Origin of the sequence: Undibacterium sp. CY21W (assembly GCF_014284265.1) — a bacterium.
Lineage (GTDB): Bacteria > Pseudomonadota > Gammaproteobacteria > Burkholderiales > Burkholderiaceae_D > Undibacterium > Undibacterium aquatile.
In genome coordinates this window covers 458734-476134 of sequence record NZ_JACOGE010000003.1, presented here as the reverse complement: position 1 = coordinate 476134, position 17401 = coordinate 458734, and the positions used below count along the sequence as shown (strand labels likewise).

The following is a 17401-nucleotide window of genomic DNA, read 5'->3' as shown; positions in this document are numbered from 1 at the left end:
GTGATTTTGTCGGTTTGCTCCGGATTTTCCGGGCAAACAACACTAACTAACCAGATTATTTGCACATGGGTTTGCTCTCGCGCTTTAAACAGAAGCAAGAAACTTCCGACAGTCAGGACAGCGGTGAATTCCGTTCCCGTTCTGAGGAGGACAGTGTTCAGTCCCGGGCTCGCAGTAAAAAGACAGAGAGTGCCCGTAAAAATAAGATCAACGACCCGATACTTCCGGAAAAAAAACGTGCACGTCGCCGTCTGATCGGCGCGATGGCATTGGCGCTGGCGGCGATTATCGGCTTACCGATGATTCTGGATTCCGAGCCTAAGCCGCTGGCCGACGACGTTAACATCCGTATTCCTGCAAAAGATAAAGTGACAGATATCGCTGCGAATCAGGTCGCTGAGCCAGTGGCGCCGCGTAAATCGGCTGTCACCAACAGTGATGCTGTAGAAGAAATCATTGAGCCTGTCAGCAATGCGAAAAGCAAGCCAGCAACTGACGTCGTCAGCAAGGTCGCGCCAGCGAAAACCGATGTGGCGACGGTAATTGCTAAATCCGACAAGCCAGCCGTTACAGAGCCACGGCCCGAGCGCAAAGTCGAAGCGAAAACGGAAGTTAAGCCAGAAACGAAGTCAGAAACTAAGTCAGAATCCAAGCCGGAAAGTAAGCCAGAATCTAAGCCTGTAGCGAAACCGGCAGAGAAAGATGTGGCGAAAGCTGAGCATAAAGCAGAGCCTAAGCCTGAACGTAAAGCCGATACCAAACCGGAACCAAAAGCTGAAACCAAACTCGTGAAAACGAACGGTAACGATGATGATGCAGCGCGTGCATTAGCGATTCTCGAAGGCAAGGCACCACCCAAAGTGGCGAAGCCTGAAGCCGCTGATAAATCCTCCTTCGTCGTGCAGGTTGCGGTCTTGTCCACCCAGGAAAAAGTGGATGAATTGCAAGCCAAACTCAAGAGCGGTGGCATCAAATCTTACACACAAAAGGTACCAACCGCCTCTGGCGATAAAACCCGTATTCGCATCGGTCCGTTTGAATCCAGAGACGAAGCAGAAAAAATGCGCGCCAAACTGACGAAATTAGGTTTAAGTGGTTCGCTGGTGCCGAACTAAGCGGGGCGCGGATCTTGACTCTGTTTGACTACGTCGTGCTGGTGATATTGATTTCCTCGATTGTGATCAGCACGATGCGTGGATTAATCAAAGAAATTTTGTCATTGGTCAGCTGGGTCGTCGCCTTTGTGGTCGCCAATGCATACAGTGAAACGCTGGCAGGGTGGTTGCCCGCCGTGTTTCCGGGGCAGATTATCAGGCTGATCGTGGCTTTTCTGGTGTTGTTCATCGGCGTGCGCTTGCTGATGGCGCTGGTGATGATGGCGGTGGACGCGGTCATTAAAGCCAGCGGCTTATCGCTGGCGGACCGTGGACTCGGTGGTTTATTTGGTCTGGCGCGCGGTTGTGTGCTGGTGTTGGCGGCAGTGCTGGTGTGCGGGATGACAAGTATGCCGCAGCAGGCATTCTGGAAAGATGCCTTGTTCAGCCCGCTGGCAGAAACCGCGGCGCGTACGGTGATCCCGTTTCTGCCTGCGTCGGTTTCAGACCATGTCCGGTTTTAATTTGTCTTTTTAGGAGTCCACCATGTGTGGCATCGTAGGTGTAGTTTCAAATAGTCCTGTCAATCAGCTCATTTATGACGCATTGCTGTTACTCCAGCATCGCGGTCAGGATGCTGCTGGTATTGCCACCAACCACGGCAATAAATTTGCCATGCACAAAGCGAATGGCCTGGTGCGCGATGTTTTCCGTACCCGCAACATGCGGTCTTTGCCGGGGAATGTCGGTATTGGTCAGGTGCGTTATCCGACCGCTGGTTCGACCAGTGAAGAAGAGGCGCAGCCGTTTTATGTCAACGCGCCGTTCGGTATCGTGCTGGCACATAACGGTAATCTGACGAATGCGGTTGAACTGAAAATCGAATTATTCAAAAATGACCGTCGTCATCTGAATACCGATTCCGATTCGGAAGTGTTGCTCAACATTCTCGCGCATCAGATTCAGGAAGTGACCAGCGGTTATTCGCTCGACCCTGAAGGCTTATTCCGCGCGGTGTCCATGTTGCATCGCCGGGTGCGCGGCTCGTATGCTGTCGTGGCGCAAATTTCCGGCTACGGCTTGCTGGCTTTCCGCGACCCGCACGGCATTCGTCCTTTGTGCCTCGGTATTTCTGAAAATGCCGGTGGCACCGAATACATGATTGCCAGCGAATCCGTGGCGCTCGAAGGCTTGGGCTTTAAGTTTGTGCGCGATGTCGAGCCTGGCGAAGCCTTGTTCATCGACCTCGATGGCAAGCTGTATCAGCAGCAATGCGCAGATAATCCCAGCCTCAATCCATGCGCGTTCGAATACGTGTATTTGGCGCGTCCGGACTCCATCATCGACGGTGCATCGGTTTATCTGACCCGCCTGAAAATGGGTGAATATCTGGCGGAAAAAGTCCGCAAGCAATTCAACCTCGGCGACATCGATGTCGTGATGCCGATTCCCGATTCTTCGCGTCCATCGGCGATGGAGCTGGCGGAAAAATTGAATCTCGATTATCGCGAAGGCTTCATCAAAAATCGCTACATCGGCCGTACTTTTATGATGCCGGGACAAGCGGTGCGCCGTAAATCTGTGCGTCAGAAACTCAATGCGATCAGTTCCGAATTCAAAGGCAAGAGCGTGTTGCTGGTGGATGATTCCATCGTGCGCGGCACTACCAGCCGTGAGATTGTGCAGATGGCGCGTGAATCCGGCGCGAAGCGTGTGATCTTTGCATCCGCTGCGCCACCGGTGCAATTCCCTAACGTCTATGGTATCGATATGCCGACTCGTAGCGAACTGATCGCTTTTGGTCGTTCCGAAGAAGAAGTCTGCCGCGAAATTACGGCCGATGCGCTGGTGTATCAGGATGTGGATGCGATGAAACGTTCTATTTCTGACGTTAATCCTTTGCTGAAAAACATCGAAGCATCTTGTTTTGATGGTTTTTACATCACCGGCGACGTGACACCGGCTTATCTCGATAAGCTGGAAGCGGCGCGCAACAGCCCGCGTCCGGATACGGAAGATTTGCTGCGCTCACAACTCAATCTGAATCTGGCGGCGCGCGCAGACTGATCATCTGTTTTCATCGTTGTGCCGTTTCAAAAAAGCCTGCCCGGATATTCCCGGCGGGCTTTTTTTATGGGATTTATCTGCTTTTCAGGGGAGTATGTGTCAAAAATGCCTTTATCTCCTTATAAATAAAGGGCGTGTAAATATACTGGGGGGAGTATATTTTTGCCGGAAAACGCTAAAAAATGTGCTTCTGTATGCTTGCCGTGCGTTTGTCAGTTGCTGTTGGCGGAGGCCGGGGCGGGTGTGAAATTCGTTCCGGTACATTGCTTACGTATCGCAAAGTATCAGTGTCGGCGTTGGTGTTTCAATTCCATACAAAACTGGCCCGGCTGCGGGTGGCGTGCGAGGCGGTATAAAAATACAATGATCCCATCTCGTCAGTGTCTTGCGCAGCGTTATTTCCTGATTTTTTTGCTGACCTTGTTGCCTATTTTGTTGCCGACCTCGTACGTTCCGTTTCACACCCATTTACGCCCATTCACGCCCATTTTTGACATCATGCTGATACCTTTCCGTTTTTCTCCTGTTGCAGCGGTCGCTGCTGCTGTTGCGTCTATCGCATCGGTTGCATCTGTTTCGTCGGCTTATGCGCAAACAGAGGTAGTCAAGCCCGCCAGTGCTGAGGAAGCGGCAAAAACACCAAGCGTGCCACCGTCCAAAAAAGCGGATGCGCCGTCTAAAGAGAACGTGCAGAAAGTGACGATCAGCGGTGGCCGCTCGGATATCGATGAGCGCCGTCAATCCACGGCGGCAAAGCTGATTTTTGGCCGTGAAGAGCTCGACAGAAATGGCGATACCAATATCGGTGATGTGCTGAAACGTTTGCCCGGTGTGACAATCGGTGGGCGTCCCGGACGTGGCGGCGATATTCGTATGCGCGGCATGGGCAATGGCTACACACAAATTCTGATCAACGGTGAACGTGCGCCGCGCGGTTTCTCCATGGATTCGCTGACGCCCGATCAGGTGGAGCGCATAGAAATCGTTCGTGGTGCGGTGGCTGAATTCAGCACGCAGGCGATTGCCGGCACGATCAACATCGTTTTGCGCGAAGAATATAAGCAGAAAACGACGGATCTGAAATTTTCGCTCGGTTCAGAGCAAGGGCGGTTGGCACCGAATCTCTCGATCACCATGCCGGGTGAAATCGGGAGTCTCAGTTACGCTTTCAGTGGCTCAGTTTTCCAGAATCGTCAGCATGATGAGAGCGCAACCTACACCACTGAAAAAGACGTGAATGGGCAAGATGCCTTAATGCAGAATCAAGCTGATCAGACGAACCGGCAAACCACCGGTATCAATCTGGCGCCGCGTTTGAACTACCGTTTTGAGAATGGCGACACGCTGATGTTGCAACCGTTTTTAATGCACTCACGCAGCGATTCTGATAGTCGCAGTGAAGTCGATCAGCTATTCCGTTCTGATACCTACAGAGGAACGACGCCGTACGCACTGGCAAATGCAAATGCGCACGCTGAAACGACTTTTTTACGTGGATTCGGTAACTGGCAACATCGCTTTGAAAATAATGCCAAGCTCACTGTACGTTTTGGCGGCGGCTTGGGGAAAATGGATAATTCCTCCACCCGCACGCAGTTTGACACGACGGGTAAGCAGATTGATCTGATTACCGATGTCAACAATACCCGCGATAGCAGCCTCAATACCGGCGGCAAATACATGCTGCCATACGGTGAAGGGCATACGCTGGCAGCCGGTTGGGATATGGAATTCGGCAGACGCGAACAGACGCGCGTGTCTTTGGATAATGGCCTGCCGCAATTTGCTGAGTCTGGCGACAATCTGGATGCGCGCACCCGCCGTCTGGCCGCTTTTGTTCAGGATGAATTTGATATCAACCCGCAGTTCGCTGCGTATGCCGGTTTGCGTTGGGAAGGCATCCACACATCAAGCACGACCGCCAAAGGCGTAGTGACGAATGACAGCACCGTGGTGAGCCCGATTTTACAAGGCGTCTGGCGCATTCCGGATTCAAAAGATCAGATCCGTCTCGGTTTCAGCAGCACCTATCGCGCACCGGCATTGAATGATCTGATTGCCTTGCCCAGCATCTCAAATCTGAATACGCCGACGCGTCCTGATCGTACCGGCAACCCGAATCTGAAGCCAGAATTATCGAAAGGCATCGATCTCGCATTCGAACATTATCTGAGTCGCGCCGGTATCGTCAGTGCAAATCTGTTCGTGCGAAATATTGATGATCTGATTCGCCGCACTACCGAACAAGTGGTGACTGCACAGGAAACGCGCTGGGTGTCGTCACCGAAAAATATCGGGCATGCTGTCACCAAGGGAATAGAACTCGAAGCGAAATTCCAGTTGCAGGAATTTTTCCCGGATGCGCCGTCTGTCGATTTCCGCAGTAATTACAGCCGTTTCTGGTCTAAGGTCGATGATATCCTCGGTTCCAATAACCGCCTCGATCAACAGCCGACCCAGACCGCGAATTTTGGCGTCGATTATCGCCTGAGTGGCATACCGTTGACGCTGGGCGGTAATGTTAACTGGACGCCAGCGTATTACACCCAGACCACGAATGCGCAGTTAAATTACACGGGCATCAAACGCCAGCTGGATTTGTATGCGCTGTGGACGTTCAATCCGAACCTGCAAATACGTTTGTCAGCGAATAATCTGACGGCGAACGATTCCATCAGCAATAGTCTGGTCACTACAGGCGGCATCAATCATATCGATTACAACGATGCCAAGACCTATAAAACCCTGACTTTGCGCGTGGAGATGAAGATTTAATTTGCCCGGGTATTTGCGTCATCAGGCAGGAATGCGCATATATTTTGCATCGCAGCAGTTTGCGTAAGCTGAGAGTACAATAAGACGATGATTACATCGGATGCTTCTTGTTACGCTGGCTGAATATTATGTCCATTCTTACTCTCAATGCTGATTTACACAGTCACTCCACCATATCGGACGGCGTGCTGACGCCTGCCGCCCTGGCCGAAAGAGCGAAAGCGAATGGCGTTGATGTCTGGGCGCTGACGGATCACGATGAAGTCAGCGGCGTGGCTGCTGCTCGTGCAGCGGCACACGAGCTTGATATGGGCTTTATTTCGGGCGTTGAAATTTCCATCACCTGGGCTGGCAAGACCATCCATATCGTTGGCTTGAATATCGACGAAAATAATCCTGATTTAATAGTCGGGCTGGCAAAGACGCGTTCAGGACGTGAGCGCCGGGCGCAGGATATGGCCGCCGATCTGGCGAGTAAAGTCGGCATTACTGGCAGCTTTGAAGGGGCGCTGAAATACGTTGGCAATCCGGATCTGATTTCCCGTTCGCATTTTGCCCGTTATCTGGTGGAAATTGGTGCTGCGCCTTCGGTTTCTGATGTGTTTAAACTCTATCTGGCCGAAGGCAAGCCGGGTTATGTGCCACATCGCTGGGCGACGCTGGCAGAAGCCGTCAGCTGGATACGCGGCGCGGGCGGTGCTGCAGTCGTCGCACATCCGGGGCGTTATGATCTGAGCCCGCTTGCATTCGATAGTTTTTTCCGCGAATTTAAGGAATATGGCGGCATTGCGATTGAAACGGTGACTGGCAGTCATACCGTAGATCAGTATGATGAATACACCAAAATTGCAAATCAATATGGCTTTCTGGTATCGCGCGGTTCAGACTTCCATTCTCCGGAAGATGCGGAAGTGGATATCGGTAAACTGCCTTTGCTGCCGAAATTTTCCAAACCGGTATGGGAAAACTGGCTGAGCGCTTGAAATTGACAATATTGCCTATATCTTCCAAAAAGATTAACTTCTTTCCCCTGGCTGGAGATTCTGTATGAAACGTATCGTCTTATTTTTGCTGACTAATCTGGCGGTGATGGCCGTGATGTCTGTCGTCCTGTCTGCATTGGGCGTCAATCGCTATCTGACAGCAAACGGCCTGAATATGGGCATGCTGATGGTGTTTTCGCTGGTGGTTGGTTTCACCGGTGCGATTTTCTCTCTGTTGATCAGTAAGCCGATGGCAAAGTGGTCAACTGGTGCCCGCGTCATTGATGCGCCGTCTTCTTCGACCGAATTGTGGCTGGTGAATACTGTGAAAACACTGGCGGATCGGGCTGGTATCGCGATGCCTGAAGTTGCTATTTACGACGGCGAGCCCAATGCGTTTGCAACTGGCGCATTTAAAAACTCTGCTTTGGTCGCGGTGTCGACAGGCTTGTTGGAAGGAATGACAAAAGAAGAGGTTGAGGCTGTTCTTGGTCATGAAATCGCCCACGTTGCCAATGGCGACATGGTGACGATGACGTTGATACAAGGCGTGGTGAATACCTTTGTGGTCTTTCTGGCGCGTGTGGTCGGTTACGCGATTGACAAAGCCGTGTTCCGCAACAGCGATGACGACAGGCCAGGTATTGGTTATATGATTACCGTCTTTGTTTGCGAAATTATTTTCGGTATCGCCGCATCCATGATTGTGGCCTGGTTCTCGCGTCAGCGTGAATTCCGTGCAGATGCAGGCTCAGCGCAATTGTTAGGAAATCGCCAGCCTATGATTCATGCCTTAGCGCGCCTCGGAGGTATGGAGCCGGGCGAGTTGCCAAAGTCGATTGCTGCTGCGGGTATCAGTGATAAACCGGGATGGGGTGCTTTATTTTCCTCACATCCTCCGATGGAACAACGTATCGCTGCGTTGCAAAATCTGAAATAATGTTGCACTTATTTATATAGCGGTAGCGGTTGCTACCGCTTTCTTCTTTTTTATGACCCAATTTTTCCAGATTCATCCAGAAAACCCGCAATTGCGTTTGATTAAACAATCGGTGGAATTGGTGGAGAAGGGCGGCATTGTCGCTATCCCTACCGATTCCTGTTATGCGCTGGTATGTCGCCTTGACGATAAAGACGCGGTGACGCGTTTGCGGCGCATCCGTGGTGTCGACGAAAAGCATCACCTGACCTTGTTATGTCGTGATTTGTCTGAAATCGCCTTGTATGCGAAAGTCGATAACCGACAATACCGCTTGCTGAAAGCAGCTACCCCAGGGCCGTACACGATGATATTGGAGGCGACTAAAGAAGTGCCGCGGCGTCTGAGTCATCCTTCCCGTAAAACCATAGGTTTGCGGGTGCCGGAAAACAATATCACGCAGGCTTTGCTGGAAGAGTTGGGACAACCTTTGCTGGCAACGACGCTGATTTTGCCAGACGAGGACGAACCATTGACTGATCCTGAGCTGATCCGTGAAAAGCTGGATAAAATAGTTGATCTTGTGATTGACGGCGGCGCATGTAGTCTGTCGCCAACCACGGTGATTGATATGACGGGCGAGATGCCGGAATTGGTCAGACAGGGCAGAGGCGATGCCAGCCTGTTTGGTTTGTAATTTTCATTCACGCGAACGCAGATGTAAGCTGAGTGACAGAATATTTAAAAGACTTCCATGAATGAATTAATACAGACGGTACTGATTTACGCTTTGCCCGTGATCTTCGCAATCACCTTGCATGAGGCCGCGCATGGCTATGCTGCTAAATATTTTGGTGATACGACCGCTTTTAGTCAGGGGCGTTTGAGTCTGAACCCCTTGGTGCATATCGATCCCATTGGTACGATTTTGATCCCAGTTGTTTTGTATTTTGCGACCGGCGGATCATTTTTGTTTGGTTACGCCAAACCGGTTCCTGTAAATTTTTCGCGACTGAAAAATCCTAAGCGGGATATGGCGTGGGTGGCGCTGGCAGGCCCGGCAGCCAACTTTGCGATGGCATTTGCCTGGATGTTGTTCGGCGCGGTGCTGCAGGCGGCAGATATTGATGAAGCCTATTTCAATAGCATGGCTAAAGCGGGTTTGCTGACGAATCTTGTGATGATGGCGTTTAACCTGTTTCCAGTCCCGCCTTTAGATGGTGGCCGGATTTTGGTCAGTTTATTGCCTTACAAACTTGCCTATAAATTTGCCCAGATTGAACCCTATGGTTTTTTTATCGTCATGGGGCTGGTCGTTTTACACGTGCTGCAATTCTGGATGTTGCCAGTGATGGTGTTGACAAGCAGCTTCTTGTCTCTATTACTGACGCCGTTTTCTTTCCTATTGGGTTTGTGAGTTGATCGAAGCCTTGCTTATGTCGAATTCCATGCTCGCAGAGCCGTCACCCTGGGTCAAAAAATTTACATCGCTGATTCCTGCAGGTGAGGTGCTTGATCTCGCTTGTGGCGGCGGCAGAAATTCCCGGTTTTTACTGGCTGAGGGCTTTACCGTTACCTGCCTCGACAGGGACGACAGCTCTTTTGCTGATCTGGCGTCTCGCGGAGCTAAAACGATCCTGCATGATCTGGAGTCTGATGCAGAAGAATGCGACTGGCCGTTTCCTCCAGCGTGTTTTGCGGCAATAGTCGTCTGCAATTATCTGCACCGCCCCTTGTTTCCTCGCTTGCTGGAGAGCTTGCAGCAAGGCGGATTGCTGATCTACGAAACCTTTGCGATGGGGAATGAGCAATTTGGAAAACCATCTAGCCCGCGTTTTCTTTTGCAAGCCGGAGAACTGTTGCGGCAAGTACATGTCAATCCAGAATCGTGTATGCATGTGATCGCGTATGAAGAAGGTTTTATTGCCGAACCAAAGCCTGCAATGGTGCAGCGTATATGCGCCAGAAAAGCAGTTGGATCTGCACCGGAAGATAAGCTCCCGTTTTAGTTGAATGAGGATGAAATCTAATTCCATCTATTTGCGCCCCGACTGTCGGTCTATCCGCTACAATCAGGGTTTTACTTTTTTCTTGCACTAACATGACAAAGATACAGGGTAGTCTGGTCGCGATTGTGACCCCTATGCATGAGGATGGCAGTCTTGATTTGCCATGCCTGCGCAAATTGATTGACTGGCATATTGCTGAAGGTACCGATGGTATCGTCATCGTCGGTACGACCGGTGAGTCGCCGACTGTCTCTGTTGAAGAGCATTGCGAACTGATCCGTGTCGCTGTAGAGCACACGAATAAACGTATTCCTATCATTGCCGGTTCTGGCGGTAATTCGACCGCAGAAGCGATAGAGCTGACCCGATTCGCGAAAGACATCGGTGCTGACGCCTCATTGCAGGTGGTGCCGTACTACAACCGCCCAACGCAAGAAGGCATGTATCAGCATTTTAAGAAAATTGCCGAGTCGGTTGATATTCCGGTGATTTTGTATAACGTTCCGGGTCGTACGGTTGCCGATATGTCGAATGACACGATTTTGCGACTGGCACAAATTCCAGGCATTATCGGCGTCAAAGATGCTACTGGTAATATTGGTCGTGGAACTGATTTGATTCGTCTGGCGCCGTCTGATTTTGCTGTGTATTCAGGCGATGATCCGACAGCAATGGCGTTGATGTTCTGCGGTGGTAAAGGCAATATTTCTGTGACTGCCAACGTCGCGCCGAAAGCAATGAGCGAGTTGTGTGCTGCTGCGATGCGGGGCGACATTCAAGGAGCGATTGCGATTAACAATCGTATGCTGCCGTTGCATAATAAGTTATTTGTTGAACCGAATCCACTGCCAGTAAAGTGGGCGATGGTTGAAATGGGATTGATTCCTGCTGGCATCAGATTGCCTCTGGTACCGATGGCCGCCCCATATCATGAAGTGGTTCGGGCAGCTTTGCGCGAGTCAGGTGTATTACAATAAGCACCATTCTGAGCGGGTCAGTGACAGACCCGCTTGCTCCACGTAGTTTTTGATTGACGATAATGAGTAGGGACTTTCACATGGCAAAAAGCTTTGTTGCTAAAAATGGGATCATTGGCGCAGTAGCGTTAGTTGGATTGACTGGTTGCAGCTCTATTAGCAATATGATTGAGCCGAACAAGATTGATTACAAAAGTGCAGGTAAGGTAACAACCGCGTCCCTGGAAGTCCCTCCTGATCTGACTCAGATCCGCCGCGATAACCGCTTTGCCATTCCTGATGCCAATAAAAGCAGCGCGACTGCATCGGGCTACAATCTTGAAAAAGGTGTAAAAGCCTCCTCTGTTGCCGCGACGATTGCGCCAACGCAGATTAAAGGTATGCGAATCGTCCGTGACGGCTCGCAGCGCTGGTTGGTTGTTGGCCAGACACCTGAAGTACTGTGGCCACAAATTAAAGATTTCTGGCAAGAATCTGGATTTTTGATTAATGTCGAAAATCAGGAAGCTGGTGTGATGGAAACTGATTGGGCTGAAAATCGCGCCAAAATTCCTCAGGATATTATCCGCAGTACTTTAGGTAAGGTGATTGACTCCTTGTATTCGACTGGTGAACGCGATAAATTCCGTACCAGACTGGAGCGCGGAGCTAATGGCGAGGTAGAGATTTACATCAGTCACCGCGGCGCGCAGGAAGTGTTGACTGGGGCGCAAAAAGACAGCGCTACCTGGACATCCCGTCCTGCTGATCCTGATCTGGAAGCGGAGTTCTTATCCAGGCTGATGGCGCGTCTGGGTACTGACGCTGAAGTTGCCAAGGCGGCGGTCAAGGCACCGGCTGCGAATGTTAAACCGCGTGCTCAGCTGTTGAAGGCTGGTGAATCAAGTTATGTTGAGGTTGATGAAGGATTTGATCGCTCCTGGCGTCGTGTCGGACTGGCACTGGATCGCGTCGGCTTCACTGTGGAAGATCGTGATCGTTCACAGGGATTGTATTTTGTTCGCTATATCGATCAGGATATTGATGCAAAAACCAAGGGTGCAAGCGAAGGTTTCTTCTCTAAATTATTCTCTTTTGGTTCCAGCGATAAATCAAACGATGCTAAAAAATATCGCATTCTGGTGAAGAACGCATCGAACGGAGCTGTCAGCCATATTTCTGTGCATAACAACGAAGGTAAAGTTGATTCGTCGCCCGTCGCAACCAAAATATTGCAGTTGTTAAACGACCAGTTAAAATAATTCTGTTCTTTATTCAACAAAAAAAAGCACAGGAAATCCTGTGCTTTTTTTATGCCTGCGAAAAAAATTTAGGCATAAAAAAAGCCGACCCGAAGGTCGGCTTTATAAGTAATTAAAAATTACTTAGATGCTGGAGCTGCTGTAGCGGAAGCTGCTGGAGCTGCTGCTGCATCAGATGCTGCTGCTGGAGCTGGAGCTGCTGCTGGTGCTTCTACTGCTGGTGCAGATGCTGGAGCTGCTGCTTCAGTTGCTGCTGGAGCTGGAGCTGCTTCTTCTTTTTTGCCGCAAGCAGCCAAAGCGATTGCTAACAGGGATACGAGCAAGAGTGATTTTTTCATGTTTTACTTTCAAATAAGTAGATCAAAAATGAGATCAAAATTTTGCGATGAATAATTACCGGTAATTATCGCTCTATAGGCTTACCCGAAGGCTCCGAAATACTACTCGTTACCTTCGAAAGTTTCCTAACCCATGATTATAATGATTTTTCCGGTAATGGAATAGGTCTTGCTGTCGAATTGCACTTAATTTCCTGAATATTTGTAATAAAGAACTAAATTCAGCGATATTTTTTGACGAAATTTTCATTTCTCTGACTTTAGTCAACGCCGAAAAAGATCAGTTATCGTAATTCTAACCATCCGTCTTCGTACCACAAGCAAAACGCCTCCATGACGTCTGCCGAAGCGGAAGATAACTCGTCGCCGTCAAGGAAGCGCTGATTCGCCAGTTTATTTAAAAGGATTTTGTCATCTTTGCTGACTGCAAATGACTCGCCGTTTATAAAAACGTGCTTACCTTTGTATAACATCGAAGACTTTAACGATAACTTAATTCCCCTTTTTTGCGCTGCCTGCTCAAAGCGCTTAGGAGATAAAGGTTTTTCCGGGGATGTGAAAAATACCGAAGGCTTTGGTTCTGATAAATATTCACCCAGAAAAATAGTGATATCGTCAGCGGTAAACTGAACTTTGGCGATTTGTTCTGCCACTGTTTCCAGTAATTCATTACCGATTTCGGCAGGTTTTGTTGTTGCTTTCAAATCCGGGTCGCTATAACGACCGGGTAAGTCTATCGATTCAGACATGAAGTGAAGGAAAGCTTCACCCAACTCCTGAAACGCCGGAGCACGGAAACCAACCGAATATGTCATGCACTCGCCGATGGCAACGCCATCGTGCGCATATTGCGGCGGCAAGTACAACATATCTCCTGGTTCGAGAACAAATTCTTCTTCAGGTTTAAAGTTGCTAAGAATTTTGAGCGGCATTCCTTCGACAAGAGATAAATCTTGCTGCGCACCGATTTTCCAGCGCCGCTGACCATGCGCTTGTAATAAAAAGACATCGTAGGAATCATAGTGCGGGCCGACGCCGCCACCATCTGCTGCATAGCTGATCATCAGATCATCAAGGCGCGCATCTGGTATGAAACGGAATTGTCGCAACAGTTCATCGGCTTGTTGATTGTGCAGATTGACACCCTGAACTAATAGCGTCCAGTCTTTCTTTTCTTTGATCGGAACCTGTTTTATCGGGCCGGATTTCATTTCCCAGTGTTTCTTAAAGAAGGTAATTAATCTTGACTCGGTATCTTCTTGCGATGCGAGTGCAAATAATTCTTCCGGGGGCAGCAGGGCTTTAAATCCGGGGATCGCCTGGCGGATAAGTAATGGCTTTTTATGCCAGTAGTCACGCAGGAATTGTTCCGGGCTGATGTTGCCCAGCAGGGCGAGGGGGGAGGTGGTTTTTTTCATTCCGGCATTATAGGCTTGCCTGCGCCGCTGTTCCAGACAGGTATAATCGTGTATGAATATATTTTTTAAGGATATCGTATGAAGATTGTCAAAAATTCGGTTGTTACTGCGCGCTATACATTAAAAGACGCACAAGACAATCTGATCGAGGAAGGTCAGGAACCTATGGTTTACCTGCACGGCGGCTACGATAATATCTTCCCGAAAATCGAAGAGGCATTAGAAGGCAAGGAAGCTGGTTTCAGCACCATTATTCAATTAAATCCTGAAGATGCATTCGGGGACTATGATGCTGCACTGGTCAAAGTAGAGCCGCGTAACCGCTTTCCATCACCTTTAGAGGTCGGTATGCAGTTTGAAGGTATGCCGGAAGAAACTGAAGAAGACGAAGCACTCATTTTTACCGTGACTGATATTGCTGAAGATAAGGTTGTTCTGGATGGCAATCATCCGCTTGCAGGGATTGCGTTGCGATTTTCGCTGACAGTTGAATCTGTGCGTGAGGCATCGGATGAAGAGGTCGCGCATGGTCACGTTCATGGCGCTCATGGGCATCATGACGACGAGGATGATGGTATGGGTGATGAATACCGTAGTCATCAGATACATTAATCATTGCATCTCGCTGGCGCAGATTTTTTTCTGTTGGCGCATAAAAAAAACCGCACCTGAGTGCGGTTTTTTTACTTGGCTTGTCTGATCAGTGATTTGAGTTCGTAGAGTGCATCGAGCGCTTCTCTTGGCGTCATTCTGTCAGGGTCTATTGATTCTATCGTATCCTGTAACTCTTGCAGCGCCGCAGGAATCACCGCGACCTCTGTCTCCGTTTCGACTGAAACGGATGATGAGGAAAATAAATCAAATTGTGATGTCGATTGTATCGAGTGCGCTTCCAGTTCTGTCAGGTGTTTGCGGGCAGAGCGTATAACGCTTTGTGGAATTCCCGCTAACTGAGCGACTTGTAAGCCATAGCTTTGTGATGCAGGCCCCGGCTGTACCGCGTGCAGAAAGACGATGTTCTCCTTATGCTCGACTGCAGATAAGTGAACATTCTCAGCACTTGGGTGAAGTTCCGGCAATTGAGTTAGCTCAAAATAATGTGTCGCAAATAAGGTGTAGCTTTTCGATACCTGGATTAAATGTTTCGAGATTGCCCAGGCGAGCGCCAGTCCGTCGAACGTCGATGTACCGCGTCCGACTTCATCCATCAGCACCAGAGAATTTTCCGTCGCACCGTTCAGAATGGCGGCAGATTCCGTCATTTCCACCATGAACGTCGAGCGTCCACCAGCGAGATCATCCGCCGCGCCTATGCGAGTGAAGATGCGGTCAATTGGTCCGATAACAGCAGAGCTCGCAGGTACATAGCTACCGATATAAGCGAGCAGGGTAATCAGCGCAACCTGCCGCATGAAAGTCGATTTACCGCCCATATTCGGGCCGGTAATCAGCAACAGTTTTCGTTGTTCGGAAAGGTCGCAGTCATTCGCGATAAAGCGCTCTATCTGATTTTCCACAACAGGATGGCGGCCCTGTTTAATTTGCAGAATGGGCTCATTAACGAGTTGAGGTGCGCACCAGTTGTTTTTGCTTGCGTGCCCGGCCAGACTGACTAAGGTGTCGAGTTGAGCGATGGCATGTGCGATTGTCTGCAGAGAGCTGATGTGTGGCAATAGCTCTTGCAACAATTTTTCGTACAACATTTTTTCGCGCACTAAGGCACGCTCCTGAGCTGACAGCGCCTTATCTTCGAATGCTTTGAGTTCTGGCGTGATATAGCGCTCGGCATTTTTCAGCGTCTGACGACGGCGATAGTTTTCCGGCACTTTATCGCTCTGACCGTTCGTCACTTCAATGTAGAAGCCATGTACCCGGTTATATTCGACGCGCAGATTAGCAATGCCAGTGCGTTCTCTTTCTGAAGCTTCCAGCTGTACCAGAAACTGACCTGCATTTTCCGATAAGGCGCGTAACTCATCTAATTCGGTGTCAAAGCCATTCGCGATGACGCCGCCATCCCTGACCATGGTGGATGGTAAAGGCATCAGCCCTCGTTCCAATAAATCAAGACAATCTGCAGGCGTTGCTAAATCTGACAATATCTTTGTCAATACACTGGTCTGATTATCGGCAATGCACATGCTGACGTAATTGCGCAGGTTAGGCAGATGTTGCAGGCCATCCCTGAGTGCGGATAAATCGCGCGGACGTGCCGACTGCAGCGCAATCCTGGTCGTGATCCGTTCTATATCCGGTATCGCATTCAGGGTTGTCGCCAGCCCATCGGTAGAGTCAGCCTGAATTAAGGCTTTGATAGAACTGTGTCGTCCCGCTGCAATGGCCTGATCACGTTTCGCGTGATGCAACCAATGTCTGAGTAAACGGGACCCCATCGCGGTGCGGCAATGGTCTAGCAGTGAAAACAGGGTTGGCGATTCTTGACCGCGCAGTGTTTCGGTCAGTTCAAGATTGCGCCGGGTTGCCGTATCGAGACCTATAAACTCATGTTCACTTTCGACGCTTAGGCTGTTGACATGTTTCAAGCCTCGGCCTTGTGTGTTTTCTGCGTATCGCAATAATGCCCCGGATGCACCTAAGGACGCGCTCAGATTGTCTGCACCGAAACCTGTCAGCGTTGTGGTGCCCATTTGATCTTGTAAGGCTTTTTGCCCTTGCTTGAGATCAAAGTGCCAGTCGGGAACTTCAGAGAATTTGCCCGGTAACTGTTCGTAGTGTTCATCCAGTAAAAGGGTGCCCGCAGAGAGCAAAATCTCAGCCGGAGATATGCGTTCTAATTCTTGTTGCAGGCGCTGAAACAGTGATTTTTCATCAGTTGAAAATTCCATGAGTTTCAGCGAACCACTTGCTAAGGACAACCATGCAAGCCCAGCAGTGACAGTTTTCCGGTGTTGCAACAGGCAGAGCGAAAGCAGTGGTCGTTCTGATTTTTCAGGCAGTAAATCCGTATCGGTCAGTGTGCCCGGTGTGATGATGCGCATGACCTTGCGCTCAACCGGCCCTTTGCTGGTGGCGGGGTCACCAATTTGTTCGCAAATTGCCGCGGATTCGCCCATTTTCACCAGCTTGGCGAGGTAGGGTTCTAATGAATGAAATGGCACACCCGCCATTTTGATAGGATTGCCTCCGGAGCTGCCGCGCTGGGTCAGCGTGATGCCAAGCAGGCGTGAGACTTTTTCGGCATCGTCAAAAAAAAGTTCATAAAAATCGCCCATGCGATAGAACACCAGCGTGTCTGGGTGATCAGCTTTGATGCCAAGATATTGCTGCATCATGGGAGTATGTTGCGTTTCTTTTGCGGTCATATTGCTTATTTTTATTCGATTTATTTTCTTAGTTTCGTCTGTCCGGATTTCCCGGATTTGTCAGATCAAATTCGTTGCGCACCTTATCATAGACGATGATAGTGGTCTATGCTTGTGCCTGTATGCGCTTGATCCGGTTCGGAAGGCGAAAAATTTTTTCGTGAGTCGTGCATGTTCGCGCCTTAGTTGTGTGCAGGTAGTCAGGATGTTATTGACTTCGCTATGCACAATGCGTGTTGCGAGTTGGAATGGAAAGA

15 protein-coding genes are annotated in these 17401 nt (G+C 49.7%); 12 read left to right on the top strand and 3 right to left on the bottom strand.

Translation table 11 applies throughout. From position 1 onward, the window contains the following. Positions 1 to 65: 65 nt before the first annotated feature. From H8K29_RS10105 to bamC, 11 genes are all read left to right on the top strand, one after another. Positions 66 to 1115: an SPOR domain-containing protein gene (locus H8K29_RS10105; RefSeq protein WP_186897468.1), complete on the top strand. Its 1050-nt coding sequence runs from the start codon at positions 66 to 68 to the stop codon at positions 1113 to 1115. 14 nt (positions 1116 to 1129) lie between these two features. Continuing rightward, on the top strand, positions 1130 to 1618 hold the full coding sequence (locus H8K29_RS10100) for a CvpA family protein (protein ID WP_186883454.1): 489 nt from the start codon (positions 1130 to 1132) through the stop codon (positions 1616 to 1618). A gap of 22 nt (positions 1619 to 1640) precedes the next feature. Beyond that, positions 1641 to 3161: an amidophosphoribosyltransferase gene (purF, locus tag H8K29_RS10095; RefSeq protein ID WP_186883453.1), complete on the top strand. Its 1521-nt coding sequence runs from the start codon at positions 1641 to 1643 to the stop codon at positions 3159 to 3161. Between the two features lie 363 nt (positions 3162 to 3524). Beyond that, positions 3525 to 5936 (top strand): TonB-dependent siderophore receptor, encoded by a 2412-nt coding sequence (locus tag H8K29_RS10090; RefSeq protein WP_255423325.1) that lies wholly within the window; start codon positions 3525 to 3527, stop codon positions 5934 to 5936. 128 nt (positions 5937 to 6064) lie between these two features. Continuing rightward, entirely contained in the window at positions 6065 to 6919 is an 855-nt protein-coding gene (locus H8K29_RS10085; RefSeq protein WP_186897467.1) for a 3',5'-nucleoside bisphosphate phosphatase, read from the top strand. A 64-nt stretch (positions 6920 to 6983) separates the two neighbouring features. Continuing rightward, entirely contained in the window at positions 6984 to 7859 is an 876-nt protein-coding gene (gene htpX, locus H8K29_RS10080; protein ID WP_186897466.1) for a protease HtpX, read from the top strand. A 52-nt stretch (positions 7860 to 7911) separates the two neighbouring features. Beyond that, the gene (locus H8K29_RS10075) at positions 7912 to 8535 is read left to right on the top strand and encodes an L-threonylcarbamoyladenylate synthase (protein WP_186897465.1); all 624 of its coding nucleotides are present in this window, start codon (positions 7912 to 7914) and stop codon (positions 8533 to 8535) included. 57 nt (positions 8536 to 8592) lie between these two features. Beyond that, positions 8593 to 9255 carry a site-2 protease family protein gene (locus H8K29_RS10070; RefSeq protein WP_186883448.1) on the top strand — a complete coding sequence of 221 codons (663 nt, stop codon included), beginning with the start codon at positions 8593 to 8595 and terminating at the stop codon, positions 9253 to 9255. 19 nt (positions 9256 to 9274) lie between these two features. Continuing rightward, positions 9275 to 9847, top strand: coding sequence for a bifunctional 2-polyprenyl-6-hydroxyphenol methylase/3-demethylubiquinol 3-O-methyltransferase UbiG (locus H8K29_RS10065; protein ID WP_186897464.1), 573 nt, complete (start codon positions 9275 to 9277; stop codon positions 9845 to 9847). Positions 9848 to 9939: 92 nt separating this feature from the next. Continuing rightward, complete coding sequence (gene dapA, locus H8K29_RS10060) at positions 9940 to 10824, top strand: 4-hydroxy-tetrahydrodipicolinate synthase (protein ID WP_186883446.1); 885 nt, start codon at positions 9940 to 9942, stop codon at positions 10822 to 10824. Between the two features lie 80 nt (positions 10825 to 10904). Then, positions 10905 to 12065 (top strand): outer membrane protein assembly factor BamC, encoded by a 1161-nt coding sequence (gene bamC, locus H8K29_RS10055; RefSeq protein ID WP_186897463.1) that lies wholly within the window; start codon positions 10905 to 10907, stop codon positions 12063 to 12065. Positions 12066 to 12184: 119 nt separating this feature from the next. Here the strand turns inward: bamC and H8K29_RS18195 are convergent, their stop codons facing one another. Both H8K29_RS18195 and H8K29_RS10045 read right to left on the bottom strand, forming a co-directional pair. Next, positions 12185 to 12403: a hypothetical protein gene (locus H8K29_RS18195; RefSeq protein WP_370527162.1), complete on the bottom strand. Its 219-nt coding sequence runs from the start codon at positions 12401 to 12403 to the stop codon at positions 12185 to 12187. Between the two features lie 284 nt (positions 12404 to 12687). After that, positions 12688 to 13821, bottom strand: coding sequence for a cupin domain-containing protein (locus H8K29_RS10045; protein ID WP_186897461.1), 1134 nt, complete (start codon positions 13819 to 13821; stop codon positions 12688 to 12690). A 78-nt stretch (positions 13822 to 13899) separates the two neighbouring features. Between H8K29_RS10045 and H8K29_RS10040 the strand changes: the two genes are divergently transcribed. After that, positions 13900 to 14433 (top strand): peptidylprolyl isomerase, encoded by a 534-nt coding sequence (locus H8K29_RS10040; RefSeq protein WP_186883443.1) that lies wholly within the window; start codon positions 13900 to 13902, stop codon positions 14431 to 14433. Between the two features lie 71 nt (positions 14434 to 14504). Here the strand turns inward: H8K29_RS10040 and mutS are convergent, their stop codons facing one another. Then, on the bottom strand, positions 14505 to 17144 hold the full coding sequence (gene mutS / locus H8K29_RS10035) for a DNA mismatch repair protein MutS (protein WP_186897460.1): 2640 nt from the start codon (positions 17142 to 17144) through the stop codon (positions 14505 to 14507). Positions 17145 to 17401 lie beyond the last annotated feature (257 nt).